The organism is Nonomuraea rhodomycinica (genome assembly GCF_013363995.1).
Lineage (GTDB): Bacteria > Actinomycetota > Actinomycetes > Streptosporangiales > Streptosporangiaceae > Nonomuraea > Nonomuraea rhodomycinica.
Genome location: NZ_JABWGO010000016.1, coordinates 89,371 through 107,105, shown reverse-complemented (window position 1 = coordinate 107,105; position 17,735 = coordinate 89,371). Strand labels below are relative to the sequence as shown.

The following is a 17,735-nucleotide window of genomic DNA, read 5'->3' as shown; positions in this document are numbered from 1 at the left end:
TTCTGCCGCTCGGAGACCCCGGCACACCACCCCCGAGGGAGCCCTTGATGGAGATTCGCGGCTTCGCCGAGACCGACCGCGCCGCGCTACGTGACCTGTTCGGCCGGGCGGGCGAAGGAGCGCCCACCGCGTCCCTCTGGGGCCACCGGGAGTCGGAGGCGGCCGTCTACCTCGATCCGTACATGGACCTGGAGCCGGGCTCGTTGCTGCTGGCCGAGGACGGCGGCGCCCTGGTCGGCTACCTGACGGGATGCCCGGACAGCGCGACGTTCCCCAGCGAGTCCGCCCGCCTGGCCCAGGCCCTCGGGAAGTACTGGCCGGGCTTCCGGTCACGGGCCGCGGCGTTCTTCGCCCGCGGCGTGCTCGACATGGCGCGGGCGGGGATCCGGGGGGAGCCCGCCCCGGAGGACTTCACCGACGCCCGATGGCCGGCGCACCTGCACATCGCCGTGGCGCCCTCGGCCCGCGGGACGGGCGCCGCCGACGCGCTGATGCACCGCTGGCTCGACCGGCTCCGGCTCACCGGCTCCCCCGGATGCCACCTGCGGACGCTGGTGGAGAACGCCCGCGCGGTGCGCTTCTTCGAACGCATGGGCTTCGTCCGGCACGGCCCGACGCCGATGGTGCCCGGCCTCAGGCACGAGGGCCGGCCGCTCCACCAGCAGACCATGGTCTGGAGTCCGGAAGGATGACGGCCCGCCGTCGCCGGCCCGCCGTCGCCGGCCCGCCGTCGCCGGCCCGCCGTCGCCGGTTCGACGAGCGGTCAGCGCTTGCGGGCGATGCCGCCGTACATGAGGCGCTGGCCGACCGTCAGCTCCGACGGCACGGGACCGTCGGGACGCCACAGCGGCAGCGCGACGACCCCCGGCTCCAGCAGCTCGAACCCGTCGAAGAAGCCGGTGATCTCCTTCTCGGTGCGGAACCGGCCCGTGCCGAGCATGGCGAGGAACTTCTTCTCCGCCTCCCGGGAGTCGTCGCTGGAGGCGCAGAAGTGGGTGATGAACAGGTAGCTGCCGGACGGGACCGCGTCCATGTACGCCTCGACGATGCCCCGGGGGTCCTCGTCGTCGTGCAGGTGGTGCAGGATGCCGACCAGCATCACCCCGACCGGCCGGTCGAAGTCGATGAGCCGCCTGACGTCCTTGTCGGCGAGGATGGCCTCGGGGTCGCGCAGGTCGGAGGTGACGACGGCGGTGCGGTCGTTCTCCGCGAGCAGCGCCCTGCCGTGGGCCAGCACCATGGGGTCGTTGTCGACGTAGACGACGCGCGAGTCGGGGTTCGCGCGCTGGGCGACGTGGTGGGTGTTCTCGACGGTCGGCAGCCCCGACCCGAGGTCGATGAACTGCGTGACGCCCTGGTCGACGAGGAAGCGCACGCCGCGGCCCAGGATCTGCCGGTTGTACGTGGCCACGTCGTAGATCTCGGGGACCACCTTCACGATCTCCGCGACGAACGCGCGGTCCACCTCGAAGTTGTCCTTGCCGTTGAGCACCACGTCATAAGCGCGGGCGATGCTGGGGCGCGTCGTGTCGATGGCGCTGGTCCACTGGTTCGGCGTCTCGGCCACGGCGTTCCCTTCGTGCCTTTCACGGCGGTCCGACAGCAACGATCTTAGTGCCGCGAATGTGAGGCTCGTACGCGTATCGCGGGATCCTGAGGGACATGTCCAGCACTTCCGCCCGGCTGCTCACCCTCCTGTCCCTGCTGCAGAACCCCCGCGAGTGGCCCGGCAGCGAGCTGGCGGAGCGGCTGGAGGTCAGCCCGCGCACGATCCGCCGTGACGTCGAACGGCTGCGCGATCTCGGCTACCCGGTACGGGCCACCATGGGGGGCACGGGCGGCTACCGGCTGGAGGCGGGCACGGCCATGCCGCCGCTGCTGCTCGACGACGAGGAGGCCGTGGCCATCGCCGTCGGCCTGCGCACCGTGACGCGGCACCCCGTGGACGGCATCGACCAGGCGTCGGTGCGCGCCATGGCCAAGCTGAGGCAGGTGCTGCCGTCGAGGCTGCGGGCGCGGGTCAGCGCGCTGGGCGACGCCACGGCCGCGCCGCCTCCCGTCCCCGGTCAGAGCATCGACCCGGAGGTCCTGGCCGCGCTGGCCACGACGGCCGCGGCCGGCGAGCGGGTTCGTTTCGCGTACGTCGCGGGCTCGCCGGACGACGACGCCGAGACGCGGCGGCACGTGGAGCCGTACGGGCTGGTGCCCTGGGGCCGGCGCTGGTACCTCGCGGCGTTCGACTGCGACAAGGAGGACTGGCGCGTCTTCCGCGTGGACCGGGTGCGGCGACCCTGGCCGACGGGCGCGCGGTTCGCCCGCAGGCCGCTGCCCGCCGAGGACGTCGCCTCCTTCGTCACCACGCGGCTGCACACGCTGTTCCCCGTCTACCGCGCGGTCGTCACCCTGCACGCGCCGGCCGAACAGGTGAGAAGCCGCCTGGGGGACGGCGGGGAGGACGTGGTGCCCGTCGGCGAGCGCACCTGCCGGCTGGACGGCCGCAGCGACACCCTGGAGTGGCTGGCCTTCAGGCTGCTCACGCTGGGCTGCGAGTTCGAGGTGCACGAGCCTCCGGAGCTGCTGGAGCACCTGCGCGACCTGGCCGGCCGGGCCCTGCGCGCCACCGGGGACCGTACGGACCGGCCCGCGTAGGACAGAGCCAGTCCCCATGGGGCGGAACGAGTCCGTGTAGGACAGAAGCCGTCCTACACGCCTCCTAACGTCGTGGGCGACCGGACGTTCCGGAAGCACGGCACAGGAGGCACGAACATGTCCGTCAAGCCCGTCCCGCACGGCTACACCACCGTCACTCCCTGGATCATCTCCCGCGACACCGCCGCCGTCATCGACTACCTGCGGGAGGCGTTCGGAGCCGACGAGCTCGGCCGGGTCGTCGACGACCGCGGCCGGATCGGGCACGCCGAGGTCCGCATCGGCGACGCGATCGTGATGCTGTTCGACGCGGACCCGAGCTGGCCGGCGACGCCCGCGTTCCTCAGGCTGTACGTGGAGGACGCCCGCGCCGTCCACCGCCAGGCCGTCGCCGCCGGGGGCACGTCGGTCTCGGAGGTCACCCACCTGGCCTTCGGCGACCTGGTGGGGCGGGTGCGCGACCCGTTCGGCAACCTGTGGTGGATCCAGACGCGCATCGAGGACGTGACGCCGGAGGAGATGGAGCGGCGCTGGAGCGACCCGGTGTTCACGGCGGCGATGGAGTACATGCAGCGGCCGGAGACCCCGTTCTTCCCGCCCGCCGGATGACGGCTTCAGGAATCTCGGTCCACGGGCGGGGCGGCCGCGAGGATCGTCTCCAGCACGCCCGGGAAGCGGGCCTCCAGGTCGTCACGGCGCAGCGCCATGTAGCGGGCCTTGCCCTCCGAGCGCGTGGAGGTGATGCCCGCCTCACGCAGGATGCGCCAGTGGTTGGAGAGCGTGGAACGCGGGACGTCCAGGCCGTCCGGGCTGCAGGCCACCTCGCCGCCCGCGGCCGCATGGCCGCCCGTACCACCTACGCCCGCATCTACGTCGACGACCTGGACACCGCTCTGCCGACCTTCGAGGCGCTCACCGGCGAGCGGCCTGGGCTGCGCTTCTCCTACCGGGACCTCGAACTGGCGGGCATCGGCGGCTGCCTGCTGGTGGCGGGCACCCCGGAGGCGCTTCTTGACGGCCCGAACGACGTCCCCACCGGACGCAACCTGACGATCCGCCACCCCGGAGGCGCGGTCGTCGAATACGTCGAGTTCGGCTCCGCCAAGGTCCACGTCCGCTAGGAGCGACGAGCCGGAACGCGGAAGGGCCCCGGCGTCACGAGTACGCCGGGGCCCTTCCGCGAGACGCCTACGAGAACAGGTGGTCCACCACGCGGGCCGTGGCCTTGCCGTCGTCCTTCGGGGCGTAGGTGGCCCGGAAGGCGTCGTAGCGGTCGCGGTGGGCGGCCGCCACCTCGTCGATCGAGCGCAGCGCCTCGATGACCTCGGCCGAGGTGGACAGCACCGGGCCGGGGGCGATCTCGGGCAGGTCCACGTACAGGCCCCGCTTGGCGGAGTACTTCGCCAGGTCGTACGCGTAGAAGACCATGGGGCGGCCCGTGGCCGCGAAGTCGAACATGACCGACGAGTAGTCCGTCACCAGCACGTCCGCCACCAGCAGCAAATCCGCCATATCCGGATAAGTCGTGACGTCGTGGGCGATGTCGGGGACGGCGGGCATGGCCTGCATCGGGTGGGCGCGGACCAGCAGCTCGTGGTCGGCCCCCAGTTCCTCCCGCGCCTTGGCCAGGTCGAGCTTCACCATCGCGTTCTTGCGGTCGTAGTCGCGGTACGTCGGCGCGTACAGCACCACCCGCTTGCCCTCGGCCAGCCCCAGCCGCGCCCGCACCTCGGCGGCCAGCCGCTCGCGGTCGGGCGAGGTGAGCACGTCGTTGCGCGGCAGCCCGCTCTCCAGGATCTCGCCCTGGTAGCCGAACGCCTTGCGCAGCAGCGTCGTGGCCCACGGCGACTGCGACAGCAGCACGTCCCAGCCGCGCACCTCGGCCGCCTGCCGGTGCCAGATCGGCGGGCGCGGGTCGCGGTTCATGTGCGGCTGGTCGTTGCCGACGTGCTTGGCCGGGGTGCCGTTCCAGGTCTGCAGCACCACCTGGTCCTCGCGGGCGCGGAACCAGACGGGCAGGAAGGAGTTGGTCACGATGTGGCGGGACCTGGCCAGCGCGGCGTGGTGCTCGCGGCTGCCCGCGCGCACGGCCGTGGTGCCGGGCGGCGGCGTGAACGCGCCGTCCTTGACGATCCAGATGTGCTCGCGGTCGTCGCCGCGCCGCACCCGCTCCTCGTACACGGCCCGGACGCTGTCGGCGTAGAGACGGCCGTCGTTGACCACGTACACGGTCGCGTCGTTGAGCGGCTCGGTGCGCTGGGCCGGGTAGAAGACCCGCCGCAGCACGTGGGTGCCGGCCACGCCCTTCTCGTCGGCCGGCAGCACCTCCTCAACGGTGACCACCGGCACGTCGAAGCGGGTGGAGACCATCCGGAACGCGTGCCCGCCCAGCTCGCGCGGCTCCTCGTCCAGCCCGGGAAGGGCGGCGTGGTCCATGCGCAGCGGGACGATCTCCCCCGAGGGGTGGCGGACCGACATGTTCCAGGTGCCGGAGGACAGCGGCACGCTCTCCCCGAAGCGGTCCATGGCCGCGGGCGTGACCCGGACGGTGAACGCCTCGCCGTCGCGCTCCATCGGGATGCCGTAGCACAGGCCGGAGCGGTGGCGCAGGGTGAGGACCCGCTGGCCGGGGGCGTCGGGGTAGCGCCCGCGCAGGACCAGCGCGGGGCCCTCCCACACCGCCGAGGAGATCACCGGGCGGATGCGGTGGGCCGAGACGATGACGCGGTCGCGCCGGTCGCCGAGCACGGTGATCTCGCGGTCGCCGACGGTGGCCCGGGTCTCGCCCGACTCGCCCAGCATGACGGAGGCCGCGGGGTCGCCCTTCGGCTCGACCCAGAGCCGCCGCCCGTCCTTCTCGTGCAGGAGCGCGGAGACGGCCTGGACGACCACGACCTCGGTGCCGCCCTGCTGGGGCGTGAAGTCGGCCGCCACGCGGTGACCGCCGAGCCGGGCGTGCCCCTTGGTCACGCTCCGGCCGGGCAGGAAGATCCTCAGCTCCAGGCGGTCGTTCTCGACGGTGACGCCGGTCAGCTCGGCCCGGTTCGGCTGGAGCACCACCTGCAGGGCCCGGTCGGACGTCCAGACCGGACGGACCCACCAGCCGGGACGCAGCCTGAGCCCGGCCGGCCGCTCGGGCCGGCCCACCGAGGAGCCGCGCAGCAGGCCGGTGGCCCGGGCGCCGCGGCTCCAGAACACGATCTCGGCCCGCCACGTCGTGGCGTCGGCCACGGCCGGCCGGTGCCGCATCCGGCGGCGGGCGGCGTGGACGGCGCCGCGCACCGCGCCGCGCCAGCGCAGCGCCCACGGGCTCAGCTCGGCCGAGAACCCCGACCAGTCGTAGTTGCAGCCCGGCTCGCGGGCGCCGTGGGTGGCCTCCGGCTCGAACGTCCGCCGGGTGCGCAGGCGCACGGGCGGCAGCCAGCGGGGGCCGCGCAGCACGACGGTCGCCCAGTTGAAGCGGCGGCTGCGCACCGACAGTCCCGCGAGGTAGGCGAAGCCGGTGATGCGCAGCTTGCCGTCCACCCACTGGATGTCGTCGATGTGCGTGACGGGCACCAGGTCGGAGCGGCGCAGCCGGTACAGCTCGGACGGCAGCTCGTCCTGGAACGGCAGGTCGGCGTACCAGCGCAGGCCCTTGCGGATGCGCTTGGAGGGCTCCGCCGCGGCGGCGACCGCCTTCGTCAGCGTCTCGCCGTCGATCAGCTCCGCGTCGGGGCGGTGCTCGATGAGGTGGCAGATGAGCCGGCGGGCGACGGGCAGGTCGCGCTTGACCCGCTCGTCCACGTTCGCGAGGTACGGGCGCAGCAGGGTGACGAGCTCACGCCGGCGCGCGGGGCCGCGTTTGACCGCGACGTCCATCCGCGCGCCCAGCGGGCCGCTGAGCACCTCCGCGTCGAACGCCGCGTCCTGACCGCCAGGACCTGCCGCCCGCATGATCGCGTCCAGGGGTTCGCCGCGATCGCAGAGATCTTGAACCACCTTCAGACGGTCGGCGGCCGGATCGCCGCCCGGGCTCTGGGCTGGGACGCCGGTGGCCATCGGGGGGCACCGCCTTTCGGACCGCCATCACCTGTTTTGCCCATGCTAAGGGGAGTCTCATACCGCGCATGCACCGTCGTGGCGAATTCCGCAGCTCAAACGTTTTACTGAGAGTCCACTGAACGTCCGTCCCAGCGGGCGGCCCGCATGTCGGCCTTCTCGCCGCGCATGGGGGTGCCCTCGGCGCGCCAGTTCGCCAGGCACTCCTGAACGTGGCCGGGCGAGGCGGCGGTGCCGTCGGCGTGGACGACCCGCCACCACGGCACGCCGCCGCCCCACGTGGACATCACCGCGCCGACCTGGCGCGGGCCGCCCTCGCCGAGGTACTCGGCGACGTCGCCGTACGACATGACCCGGCCCGGCGGGATGGACTCCACCACCTGCAGGACGCGCTCGGCGTACGGGTTCACGCCCGGTCCCTCGCGGTCACGGGCCCCACGCGGCGGGCCCCGCGGCGATGATCTCGTCGAACTTGCCCAGGTCGGTCGTCGTGCCGCCGGCCGTCACCTGGACCACGCCGTCGCGCACCGTGTAGCTCTCACCGTCCTCGCCGACCAGCCGGGCGCCGAGCAGGGCGGCCAGCCGGACGAGCTGTGCCACCTGCCAGTCGGAGCCGGGCTCGCCGACCACCTGGTCGTTCCAGCGTGCCACGGTGTGCGTGCCGCCGCCGTGCCTGGCGACGATCTCCTGCGACCCGCTCAGCTCGAACCCGGCCGGCGCGATCGCCTTCGCGAGGTCGGCGTAGGCGATCGGCGCCTGCCGGACCACGCGCAGCTCGTATCCCATGACGCGGGACCATAGCGGATCTTTCACCTTCTACGCTGATTGAGCGCCATGACCGCCCCGCTGAACGTGACCAGCGCCACGAGCGCGGCCCCGCCGAACAGCCAGAGCCGCCACGGTTCGGGCCCCGGCCGCGACGGCACCGGGGAGTCCACGCCCTGGCCGAAGTGGAGGTCGTCGGACACGTCCGGCCCTGGCTTGGCCGCGGCCAGCCGGTCGGCGGCGTTGAGCGCGGCGCCCGCGTCGACCACGCCGAAGCCGATCTTGTCGTCGTACCCGGCGGCGGGACGGCCCCGGGCGCTCGACGACAGCGCCTGCGCCACCCGCTCGGGCGGCAGCCCCGGATGGCGGGCCTTGATCAGCGCGGCCACGCCCGCGACCAGCGCGGCGGCCGGACTGGTGCCCTCGGACGGCTGGTAGCCGCCGCCGAGCCGGGCCACGGGCACGCCCACGCCGGGCGCCGCGACCAGGACCGACAGGTTGTCGCTGCTGAACGCGGCCCGCCTGCCCTGCTTGTCCACGGCGGCCACCCCGATGACGCCCGGGTAGCCCGCGGGGAAGTTCCAGTAGGAGGTGCCGTTCGCCTGGGCGTAGCGGGTCTGCCCGTCGTTGCCCACGGCGGCGACCAGCACCACGCCCTTGCTCAGCGCGTACGAGACGGCCTCACGCTCGGACTTGAGCGGTCCGTAGCCGCCGATCGACATGCTGACGACCTGGGCGCCGTGGTTGGCGGCGTACCGCAGCCCCCTGGCCAGCGGGCTCTCCAGGCCGGACTCCCCGTCGGGCCGGGGGGCGGGCCGCGGCTCGATGGAGCCGTCGGCGGGCTGCTCGGCCACCTCCAGCGGCACGGACAGGATCCGCGCCTCGGGCGCGACGCCGATCAGGCCGTCCCCGGCTCCCGTGCCCGCGATGAGCGCGGCCATCGCGGTGCCGTGCGCACCGGGCCGGGCCGCGCGCTCCACGGACGACAGGCTCATGTCCGGCCCGGCGGTCACCTTGCCGCGCAGCTCCTTGAGCTTCGGGTCCACGCCGCTGTCGATGACGGCGACGGTGACGCCCTTGCCCTTGGTGACGGTCCACGCCTGCCCGACGTTGAGCGCGTCCAGCACCCACTGCTGCTGGTCGCGCACGGGGACGTTCGCGGGGGACTGCAGGGAAAGGAGCGCGGCGGCGAGCACGCGGACGGCGGCGGTCAGCACACGTTCCCCTGGGTGCAGGGCGGGACCTTGGGCGGGTCGGCGAGGAAGTAGGCGATCTGGTTGCCGATGGACCTGGCGGCCGGCCACAGCTCGCTGTGCAGGATCTCCTCCGGCGGCACGGCCGCGCGCGTGCGCCCGTCCGCGTAGCCCGCGGTCGAGAACACGAGGTACGGCCCGGCGCCCACCCAGCCGGCGCGCTGGCGCTGCTCGGTGCCGAACCGCTCGGTCACCGTGCCGGGGAACGCCACGGGCAGCACGCCCACCCGGTCGTCCTGGGTGAGCTGCTCGGCCGCCGACACCCGGGACTCCTCGTCCCTCAGCACGGCCACGCCGACCGTGAACACGAACGTGGCGGTCTGGTCGACGTAGGTGGCCCGCAGCATGCTCACGCAGCCGTGGTCGTCGAGGATCGCGGCCACCGAGGCGTCCACGCCGTCGCGGCACGCGGTCTCGGGCGCGATGCCGACCCGCCTGGCGTACTGCTGGGCGCTGTCGAGCCCCTGGTACTTGACCTCCTCGGGGAACACCCCGGTCGCCGGCCACGCCTGCCAGCGGCGGGCGATCTCCTCCTGCTTGTAGCGGCTCTGCTCGGCGGGGGTCAGGGGACGGGAGCGGGTCTCGGCGAGCAGCCCGACGGTGCCGAGCAGCACGACGACGGCCGACATGGCCATGACGGCGCCCACGAGCACGACGAACCAGCGGCGGTAGCGCACGCCACGCCGCAGCGCCTCCCGCTCGGCGCGTTCCCGGGCGGCCGCGCCGGCGCGGGTGCCCGCGGCCGGCCAGCCGCGCACCCGCGAACGGCGGCCGGAACGGGCGCCGAGGGGATTCGGCCGTCCCGGCGTCCCACCGGCGCGGGGCAGCCCCGAAGTGGTCCTACGTGCCTTCACCACCGCCTCGTTCCCAGGATCGCTCCGTGTGTATGTCGTCCCCCTTGGTACGCGGATCATGCGTCTTGGGGGTTGTGTGCGCGGCGCACGCGCCTGACCAGCAGGTACATGGTGGCCATCGAGGCCAGCGCGCCACCCGCCGCCACGGCGGCCACGACGCCGTAGACCCGGGCCCTGTCCCGGTCGCGGGCGACCACGCGGACGGGGACCGCCGCCCCGCCACCGACGGGCGAGGCCGGGTCCTGGGCCTGGCCCCCGGTCGCGGTCTCGGTGTGGCGGGCCAGCCGGCGGGCCTCGGCCAGGGCGCGGCGGGCGTTCACGACGCCGAACCCGGTGCCCGTGTCGTAGCCGCCCGGCGGGCGGTCGGTGGCGCTCGCGGTGAGCGCCCGGGCCACCAGCGGCGGCGACAGCCGCGGACACTCGGCCTTGATGAGGGCGGCCACCCCGGAGACGAGCGCGGTCGCCTGCGAGGTGCCCCGGCCGATCCAGTACTGGTCGCCCGGGCCCGCGCCCAGGATGTCCACGCCGGGCGCGGCCACCACCACCGAGGAGTTGCCGTTGGAGAACGTCGCGCGCCGCAGCCGCCCGTCCGTCGCGCCGACCGCGACCACGCCGGGGAAGGCCGCCGGGTAGGAGTACGGCGCCGCGCGGCCCGGGCGGCGCGCCCCGTCGTTGCCGGCGGCGGCGACCAGCACGACGCCCCTGTCGATGGCGTACCGGATCGCGGCGCGCTCCTCCCGGCTCGGCAGGTCCTTGGACAGCGACAGGTTGATCACGTCGGCGCCGCGGTCCACGGCGTAGCGGATGCCCCGCGCCATCACGTCCTCGAAGCGCGGGTCGGTGTCGAACACGCGGAACCCCCGCTCCTCGTCCTCCAGGATCACCCGCACCGACAGGATCTCCGCCTCGGGGGCGACGCCGATGACGCCGCGCGAGCCGCCCGGGCCGTGCCCGTGACCGGCGATGAGCGAGGCCATGTACGTGCCGTGCAGCCGGAGAGGGCGCACGCCCGGAGGGTTCGCGCCCTTGGTGAAGTCCTTGCCGACGGTCACCGAGCCGGCCAGGTCGCGGTGGAGCGGGTCCACGCCCGAGTCGAGCACGGCCACGGTGACGCCGCCGCCCCTGGTGGCCCGCCACGCCCTGGGCAGTTCGAGGGTGTCGAGGACGGGCTGCTGGCCGCCGCGCACGTCGTCGGCCGTCGCGGAGGCGGCCGTCGCGGAGGCGGCCGTCGCGGAGGCGGCCGTCGCCGGCGACGCGCCGAGCAGCACCACCCCGGCCGCCGCGACCCCGGCCGCCCGCGTCATCCGGGAGCCGGCCAGCGGGGAGCGGACCAGCGGAAGGCGGGCCAGCGGAAGGCGGGTCAGCACTGCCACTCCGGCGCGGCGCAGTCGGGCAGGCGGGGCGCGGTCAGGCGGTGCAGGACGTGCGCGGCCAGCTCGCCGCCGAACGCGAAGACCGCCGGCCGCTGCTCCCCCGCCGTGCTCGCGGGCCGCCCGTCGGCCTGTCCGGCCGTGGTCAGCACGACGTACGGGCCGGCCTGGTGGACGGACCCGGCCTGCCGTACGGAGGGGGTGAAACGGTCGGCGACCGTGCCGCGGAAGGCGAGCGGGCGCAGGCCGGGCACCGGCTCGCCCGCCTGGGGGAAGGCCGCGCCGGCGCGGGCGGCGGCGCGCTCGTCGGGGAACGCCGCGACGCCCACCGTGACCAGCACGCCGCGCAGCGCGTCGATGTAGGTGGCGCGCAGCACCGCGCGGCACCCCGCCGCCCGCAGCGCGCCGTCCGCGGCGGCGTCCACGACCCCGGCGCAGCTCGTACGCGGGGAGATGCCGATCCGGCTGGCCTGCTCGGTGCCGCCCTGCTCGGCGGAGTACGGCAGGCGGGCGGGGAAGACGCGGCCCGCGGCCCAGGTGCGCCAGCGCTCGGCCGTCTCCCGCTGGACGGCGGCGCGCACTTCGGCGGTGTTCGGCCCGCGGGTCAGCTCGGTGCCCGCCGCCCCGGCGGCCACCCCGGCGGTCACCGCGCAGACGAGCGTCAACGCGGAGGCCGCCACGAGGGCCGGCCAGCAGGGGCGGGCGATGTCCACGGCTTCGACCTTAATGCGGGCGACCCGGTGCCATCCCGGGAAACCGGACCGGCACCCGAAACCGGTCTATCACCGGACCGCCCACCACAAGATCCCCCGTCGACCAGCCCTCCGGGGTCCCCGCATGCGAGCGGACCGGCCGCCCCGAGGGGACGGCCGGTCCGGTGAGCAGGCGCCGGTCAGTAGGACGGCAGGCTGGGGTCCACGGTCTTGACCCAGCTCACCACGCCACCGCCGACGTGGACGGCGTCGGAGAAGCCGGCGTTCTTGACGATCGCCAGCGCCTCGGCCGAGCGCGCGCCCGACTTGCAGTGGAGCACGATGCGCTTGTCCTGCGGCAGCCGCTCCAGGGCCGAGCCGTTGAGGAACTCGCCCTTCGGGATGAGCGTGGCGCCCGGGATGGAGACGATCTCGTACTCGTTCGGCTCGCGGACGTCGACGAGGAAGATGTCCTCGCCGTTGTCCTGCATGGCCTTGAGCTCCAGCGCGGTGATCGTGGAGCCGGAGACGGCCTCGGCGGCCTCGTCGGAGACCGCGCCGCAGAACGCCTCGTAGTCGTCGAGCAGCGCGGTGACGGTCGGGTTCTTGCCGCACAGCACGCACTCGGGGTCCTTGCGGACCTTGACGTCGCGGTACTTCATCTCCAGGGCGTCGTAGATCATCAGCCGGCCCACGAGCGGGTCACCGATGCCGGTGATCAGCTTGATGGCCTCGTTGACCTGGACGGAGCCGATGGACGCGCACAGCACGCCGAGCACGCCGCCCTCGGCGCACGACGGCACCATGCCGGGAGGCGGGGGCTCCGGGTAGAGGCAGCGGTAGCAGGGGCCGTGCTCGGCCCAGAACACGCTCGCCTGGCCGTCGAAGCGGTAGATGGAGCCCCAGACGTACGGCTTGCCGAGCAGGACCGCCGCGTCGTTGACCATGTAACGGGTCGCGAAGTTGTCGGTGCCGTCGACGATGAGGTCGTAGCCGGAGAAGATCTCCATGACGTTGTCGGTGGTCAGCGCGGTGTTGTGGACGACGACCTCGACCAGGGGGTTGATCTCGCGGACGCTCGCCGCGGCGCTCTCGGCCTTCGGCCGGCCCACGTCGGACTGCCCGTGGATGACCTGGCGCTGCAGGTTGGACTCGTCGACGACGTCGAAGTCGATGATGCCGAGGGTGCCGACGCCGGCGGCCGCGAGGTACAGCAGTGCCGGCGACCCGAGGCCGCCCGCGCCCACACAGAGCACCTTGGCGTTCTTCAGCCGCTTCTGCCCGGCCATCCCCACGTCGGGAATGATCAGGTGGCGTGAGTAGCGGCGCACTTCGTCAACGGTCAGCTCGGCGGCCGGCTCGACCAGAGGTGGCAACGACACTTTCTACGCTCCCGTTCCAGGGGGACCCATCTCACGTTCCTCAGGTTGGAACCTAGCCGGTGACCGGGGCATTCCCCAATCGCGTCTCACTGATCAGACGCCGGGCCTCGGCGGCGACCACCGCGGGCATCTCCATCATCGCCACGTGCCCGGCGCGCGGCAGCAGCACCAGCCTGACCTGCGGGAACGTGCGGGCCGCCTTGGCGGCCATGGCCGGCCGGACGAGCCGGTCGTGCCGGCCGTGCACGATGAGCGTGGGCGCCTGGACGCGGGCCGCGCACCGCCACAGGGTGTCCTCGCCGCGCCGGAAGTACTCGGCGACGATGCCGCGGGCCGAGCCGATCATGGCGGGCACGGCGTACGGCAGGTCGTCGCGCCAGCGCAGTTCCTCGATCGCGTCGCGCAGCCGTACGGGATGGACGGCGTCGACATCGGCCCACACCATCGCGAACGAGGCGCTGATGCGCTGCTCCGGGGGGATCAGCCGCAGTTTGTCCATGAACCACTCGCCGAGCCGCGGGGTCGCGGCGGCGGCCACGCGGACCGGCCCGTACCGGGGCAGCAGGTCGGGCAGCGCGGGCGAGACGAGCGTGAGCGAGCGCACGAGGTCGGGCCGGTCGGCGGCGACGCGGACGGACACCGCTCCTCCGAGCGAGTTGCCGAACAGGTGGGCCGGGCCGGTGCGCTCCAGCAGGCCGACGACGGCACGGGCGTGCCCGGCGACGCTGTAGTCGCCGTCCTCGGGCGCGGGCGAGTGCCCGGCTCCCGGCAGGTCGATGGCGTGGCCGGTGACGTCGTCCTTGAGCTCGTCCATGAGGTCGGTCCAGTTGGTGGCGGACCCGGCCAGCCCGTGGACGAACACGGCCTGGTCGGGGGCGCCGTCCGGGGTGGATCTGACGTGCACCGAGCCCACCATGCGTCCTGGCCAGTGCGGGATCGGCTCTGCTGCCATGCGCCCTCCTCGTTCGCCCGCTCCACGATACGACCGACCCACACATCATGCCATTCCACACCATTCCGGGTCATATCGGGGCACAACACGCCTTAAGTGCATTTATCGGGAATTGGCCGCCTTCGCGGGAGCGCCGAACCCGTCGAACCCCCCACACAAAACGGACATTTCATGGCAATTCATTTCATAAACACTTAATAACAGCAATGGGAGCGTTAGGGTATAGCAAAAGGGCCAGAGTCTCGTTTGCCGCGCTCACTCGCCGGAAATGAAAAGCCACGGATGGGGCTTTTGGCCAACATCCACGGCATATTCCGTTAGCAACGAAAAATGCCGAAGAACCAGGGCAACCGATCCTTTAGGGGGGAACTCAATGCCCACGTTCAAGAGCGCAATCGCAAGCCTCGCGCTGGCCACCGCCGCGACCGGTGGCGTGGTCTCCGTCGGCGCGCTGACCACCGCGTCGTCCGCCGGCGCCACCACCGTCACCAGCGCCTCCAGCGACTTCAGCATGGGCTGCTGGCGCCGTTGGGGCTGCGGCTTCCGCGGCTGGGGCGGCGGCGGCTGGGGCGGCCGTCGTGGCCACCAGCGCGTGAAGATCCACATCCACATCCACAACAACAACGTGAACAACAACGACAACCGCGCTGACGCGGACGCCGTCGCCGTCAACCGCAACGGCGAGGAAGACGACGACTGAGCCTCGGCCGAAGGCTGAAGCGCTCGACCGGAGCGCCAGGCCGGCCGGGGCACGTCGTCCGTGCGGCTCTTTCCGGCCGGGGTGGGTTCCGCGTTCACCTTTCCTGAGCGCTCGTGCTCATCGGGGTCGTCGTTCGCCGGGCGAGCGACGACCCCCCTCCCTGACAAAGGGCGGCGCAGAAAAGACGCTCGATCCGTAGCTGGAACGGAGAAAATTCCAGCCTGTCTTTCCGCGCCTCAGGCATCACCACAGACGCGCGACAACTGCCATTCCCGTAGCGCGAGCAGAGCGCACGGATGGCGCGTTCACTCACCATTTTTCGGGGGAAATCCATGTTCAAGCGAGCGATGGCCGGCCTCGCGGCCGCCTCGGTCCTTTCCGGCGGCTTCGTCACGCTGGTCGCCGCCACGACCACGTCGAGCGCCAGCGCCTCCGTCGGCACGACCGGCGCCGCCACGTGTGGGCACAGCTGGGGCTGTGGCTGCCGCTGGCGTTGCGGCGGCTGGGGCGGCCACGGCTTCGGCGGTCACGGTCGTCAGAAGGTGCGGATCCGCCTGCACATCAACAACAACAACACGAACGACAACGACAACCGCGCCGACGCCGACGCCATCGCCGTCAACCGCAACCACAACGAGGACGACGACTTCCCGCCCGGCCCTCCCGGAAACTGAGGTCTGAGCGACCACTGGAGTGAGAACTCGACCGGGCGGTGAGCCTCGCGGCCGCGTCCGTCCGGAGTGAGCTCCGTGCTCGTCCCTGAGTGCCTGTGTCCGTCGTGGCTGCCCGGAGGGCCCCGCCCTCCCACGGAGCAACCGCGCGGGCACAGGCACTCGCCATGCCGCGCTGCAGGCGTTCACACACCTTGCTCGCCTGACCGGGCGCCGGTCAGGCGGACTTGCGGGCCTTGCGCTTGGGCGCGGCCTTCTCCTCGGCCTTCTCCTCGGGCTTGTCTGCCGCCTTGCGCGTGCCCTTGCCCCCGCCGGACGCGGCCCGGCCCGCCGGCTTCCTGCCCTTGGCCGGCTCGCCGCCGCGCTCCCGCTTGGCGGCCTCCACGCTGGCCCGCAGCGCCGCCATCAGGTCCACGGCCGGGCCGCCCTCCTCCTCGGCCTCCTGCGGCGCGACGACCTCCCTGCCCTCCACCTTGGCCTCGATGACCTGCTGGAGCGCCTCACGGTAGGCGTCGCGGTACTCCGTGGGGTCGAAGTCCGACTCCATCGTCGTGATGAGGGACTCGGCCATCTTGAGCTCCTGCGGCCGTACCTCGATGTCCTCCTCCAGGAACTCGAAGTCCGGCTTGCGGATCTCGTCCGGCCAGAGCATGGTCTCCAGGACGAACACCCCGTCGCGCACCCGCAGCGTCGCCAGCGACTCGCGCTGGCGCAGCGCCACCTTGACGACCGCTACCTGTCCCGAGCTCTCCAGCGCGTCGCGCAGCAGCACGTACGGCTTGGCGCCCTGCGCGTCCGGCTCCAGGTAGTACGCCTTGGCGAAGTAGATGGGGTCGATCTGCTCGGCGGGGGTGAACTGGAGCACGTCGATGCGGCGCGACGTGCTGAGCGGCAGGTCCTCGAAGTCCTCGTCGGTCAGCACCACCATCTCGCCGGTGGCCAGCTCGTACCCCTTGGCGATGTCGGAATAGGGGACCTCCTCGCCGTCGACGGTGCAGACCCGCTTGTAGCGGATCCGGCCGCCGTCCTCGCGGTGGACCTGGTGGAAGGCGACGTCCTTCTGCTCCGTGGCGGAGAAGAGTTTGACGGGGATCGTGACCAGCCCGAAGGAGATCGCACCCTTCCAGATGCTGCGCATGGTCACTCCTCAAGCGGTAACAGGCGACTGGCCAACGAGCACATACCCGTCACGGGGCAACCAATGCCATACCCGACGCCACGTCAGATCTCCCACCTGCCGTGGCGACGGCACCCCACGATGCTTGACATAACCATTTACACCACCAAACACGGCAAAAAGCGACACTCAACAACAACGCATGACACCAGCAAACCGGGCCCTAAATATTGGGCATTGCGGTTAGACCTGATTTGCGTGATCATCGACGGGTGGCCGCGGCGTACGGGTGCTCGTAGGTTGTCGGAGAGGACGCATGTCGTGACATTCGCTGTGGTGGCGCTGATCCTGGTCGGCGTCGTCAGCCTGCTGAACCTGGCGATCCTCCTGGTCATGCTCCGCCGGTGGCGAGCGCTCGAAGCCATGGGCGGCGGTGGCGCGCCCGGCCAGGCCGCCGCCATCCGGATGATCGACCGGATCCCCGCCTTCTCCGCCCCCGCCCTCGACGGGACGACCGTGACCGAGCGCACCCTGCTCGGGAAGGAGACCCTGGTCGGATTCTTCTCGCTCACCTGCAAGGCCTGCGTCGAGGCCGTGCCGCTCTTCGCCGGACACGCCGAACGGCTGCGGGCCACCGGCGGGATCTCGCTGGCGATCGTCCACGGAGACGACTCGGCCGGCAGCGAGCTGGCCGCGCTGCTCGGCGACGTGGTCGACATCGTGATCGCCGAGGACTCGGCGGCCGAGCTGTCGAAGCGGTACGGAACCAAGCACTACCCCACCTACGCCTGGTACGACCGCAACGGCGTGGTGACCTCGGCGGGCGCCGGCCTCGCCGCCCTGCGGACCGAGCTGGTCGCCCCCTAGCGCCCTGAAGGGCCTCCCCATGCCCGCACGGGCCGTGGCCGCCGCGTCAGACCCTTTCGTGGCGGCGTCCGGACCGTGTGTGGAAGGAAATCACCTCACACCCCCAAGGAGAGATCATGCTCCAGAACCTGACCCGGCGCGTCTCCCGCGCCGTCGAGGCGCTGCTCCCCACGACCACCGCCGACGCCGGTTGCCCGCCGGACTCCTGGATGGAGTACAAGATCCAGGGCGGCGTGTGCTTCGGCCGGACCTGCACGATCAACGGCGCCTGCGTCAAGCACTGCGGCGCCTGGTACAGCTACAGCATGAACTACTGCTGACGCCCGCCCCTCGTCAGCCTGCCTGACGCGCCGCGTGGCCGCCCTCGCCGAGGGCGGCCACGCCGCCGTCCTCCCCCTGATCGGTCCCGGTCCCCCGGTCGT

General features: G+C 72.6%; 20 protein-coding genes. 8 read left to right on the top strand and 12 right to left on the bottom strand.

The features are described 5' to 3' along the window. The first annotated feature begins 47 nt into the window (after positions 1-47). Positions 48-692, top strand: coding sequence for a GNAT family N-acetyltransferase (locus HT134_RS41110; RefSeq protein WP_175605913.1), 645 nt, complete (start codon positions 48-50; stop codon positions 690-692). 71 nt (positions 693-763) lie between these two features. Here the strand turns inward: HT134_RS41110 and HT134_RS41105 are convergent, their stop codons facing one another. After that, positions 764-1,567: an SAM-dependent methyltransferase gene (locus HT134_RS41105; protein ID WP_175605912.1), complete on the bottom strand. Its 804-nt coding sequence runs from the start codon at positions 1,565-1,567 to the stop codon at positions 764-766. Positions 1,568-1,662: 95 nt separating this feature from the next. Between HT134_RS41105 and HT134_RS41100 the strand changes: the two genes are divergently transcribed. Both HT134_RS41100 and HT134_RS41095 read left to right on the top strand, forming a co-directional pair. Beyond that, entirely contained in the window at positions 1,663-2,649 is a 987-nt protein-coding gene (locus HT134_RS41100) for a helix-turn-helix transcriptional regulator (protein ID WP_175605911.1), read from the top strand. A gap of 117 nt (positions 2,650-2,766) precedes the next feature. Beyond that, entirely contained in the window at positions 2,767-3,258 is a 492-nt protein-coding gene (locus tag HT134_RS41095) for a VOC family protein (RefSeq protein WP_175605910.1), read from the top strand. A 5-nt stretch (positions 3,259-3,263) separates the two neighbouring features. On the opposite strand, the gene HT134_RS41090 is transcribed toward HT134_RS41095, so the two are convergent. Then, a complete protein-coding gene (locus HT134_RS41090; RefSeq protein ID WP_175605909.1) occupies positions 3,264-3,470 on the bottom strand; it encodes an ArsR/SmtB family transcription factor in 207 nt (68 codons plus the stop codon). An 18-nt stretch (positions 3,471-3,488) separates the two neighbouring features. Between HT134_RS41090 and HT134_RS41085 the strand changes: the two genes are divergently transcribed. Further along, a complete protein-coding gene (locus HT134_RS41085; RefSeq protein WP_175605908.1) occupies positions 3,489-3,770 on the top strand; it encodes a hypothetical protein in 282 nt (93 codons plus the stop codon). 67 nt (positions 3,771-3,837) lie between these two features. On the opposite strand, the gene HT134_RS41080 is transcribed toward HT134_RS41085, so the two are convergent. From HT134_RS41080 to HT134_RS41040, 9 genes are all read right to left on the bottom strand, one after another. Beyond that, on the bottom strand, positions 3,838-6,630 hold the full coding sequence (locus HT134_RS41080; protein ID WP_312888819.1) for a CDP-glycerol glycerophosphotransferase family protein: 2,793 nt from the start codon (positions 6,628-6,630) through the stop codon (positions 3,838-3,840). Positions 6,631-6,794: 164 nt separating this feature from the next. Beyond that, positions 6,795-7,100 (bottom strand): MGMT family protein, encoded by a 306-nt coding sequence (locus HT134_RS41075; RefSeq protein ID WP_175605907.1) that lies wholly within the window; start codon positions 7,098-7,100, stop codon positions 6,795-6,797. 16 nt (positions 7,101-7,116) lie between these two features. Continuing rightward, a complete protein-coding gene (locus HT134_RS41070) occupies positions 7,117-7,476 on the bottom strand; it encodes a hypothetical protein (RefSeq protein WP_175605906.1) in 360 nt (119 codons plus the stop codon). 23 nt (positions 7,477-7,499) lie between these two features. Further along, entirely contained in the window at positions 7,500-8,672 is a 1,173-nt protein-coding gene (locus HT134_RS41065) for a S8 family serine peptidase (protein ID WP_175605905.1), read from the bottom strand. Beyond that, on the bottom strand, positions 8,666-9,562 hold the full coding sequence (locus HT134_RS41060; protein ID WP_312888817.1) for a hypothetical protein: 897 nt from the start codon (positions 9,560-9,562) through the stop codon (positions 8,666-8,668). Before HT134_RS41060 ends, HT134_RS41065 begins: the two co-directional genes overlap by 7 nt. Positions 9,563-9,618: 56 nt before the next feature. Next, positions 9,619-10,929, bottom strand: a complete 1,311-nt coding sequence (locus HT134_RS41055; protein WP_312888816.1) for a S8 family serine peptidase — start codon at positions 10,927-10,929, stop codon at positions 9,619-9,621. Further along, positions 10,923-11,645, bottom strand: a complete 723-nt coding sequence (locus HT134_RS41050) for a hypothetical protein (RefSeq protein WP_312888815.1) — start codon at positions 11,643-11,645, stop codon at positions 10,923-10,925. The genes HT134_RS41055 and HT134_RS41050 overlap by 7 nt, the downstream gene beginning before the upstream one ends. Positions 11,646-11,824: 179 nt before the next feature. Next, positions 11,825-13,006, bottom strand: coding sequence for an adenylyltransferase/sulfurtransferase MoeZ (gene moeZ, locus HT134_RS41045; protein WP_175605904.1), 1,182 nt, complete (start codon positions 13,004-13,006; stop codon positions 11,825-11,827). Positions 13,007-13,058: 52 nt separating this feature from the next. Further along, positions 13,059-13,958: an alpha/beta fold hydrolase gene (locus tag HT134_RS41040; RefSeq protein WP_175605903.1), complete on the bottom strand. Its 900-nt coding sequence runs from the start codon at positions 13,956-13,958 to the stop codon at positions 13,059-13,061. A 373-nt stretch (positions 13,959-14,331) separates the two neighbouring features. Between HT134_RS41040 and HT134_RS41035 the strand changes: the two genes are divergently transcribed. Beyond that, positions 14,332-14,658 (top strand): hypothetical protein, encoded by a 327-nt coding sequence (locus tag HT134_RS41035; protein ID WP_175605902.1) that lies wholly within the window; start codon positions 14,332-14,334, stop codon positions 14,656-14,658. 296 nt (positions 14,659-14,954) lie between these two features. Then, on the top strand, positions 14,955-15,332 hold the full coding sequence (locus tag HT134_RS41030) for a hypothetical protein (RefSeq protein WP_175605901.1): 378 nt from the start codon (positions 14,955-14,957) through the stop codon (positions 15,330-15,332). 214 nt (positions 15,333-15,546) lie between these two features. On the opposite strand, the gene ku is transcribed toward HT134_RS41030, so the two are convergent. Then, on the bottom strand, positions 15,547-16,467 hold the full coding sequence (ku, locus tag HT134_RS41025) for a non-homologous end joining protein Ku (protein ID WP_175605900.1): 921 nt from the start codon (positions 16,465-16,467) through the stop codon (positions 15,547-15,549). Between the two features lie 300 nt (positions 16,468-16,767). Here ku and HT134_RS41020 point away from each other — a divergent pair, with 300 nt between their 5' ends. Both HT134_RS41020 and HT134_RS41015 read left to right on the top strand, forming a co-directional pair. Further along, positions 16,768-17,313 (top strand): TlpA disulfide reductase family protein, encoded by a 546-nt coding sequence (locus HT134_RS41020; RefSeq protein WP_175605899.1) that lies wholly within the window; start codon positions 16,768-16,770, stop codon positions 17,311-17,313. Between the two features lie 116 nt (positions 17,314-17,429). Beyond that, positions 17,430-17,633 carry a hypothetical protein gene (locus HT134_RS41015; protein ID WP_175605898.1) on the top strand — a complete coding sequence of 68 codons (204 nt, stop codon included), beginning with the start codon at positions 17,430-17,432 and terminating at the stop codon, positions 17,631-17,633. Positions 17,634-17,735 lie beyond the last annotated feature (102 nt).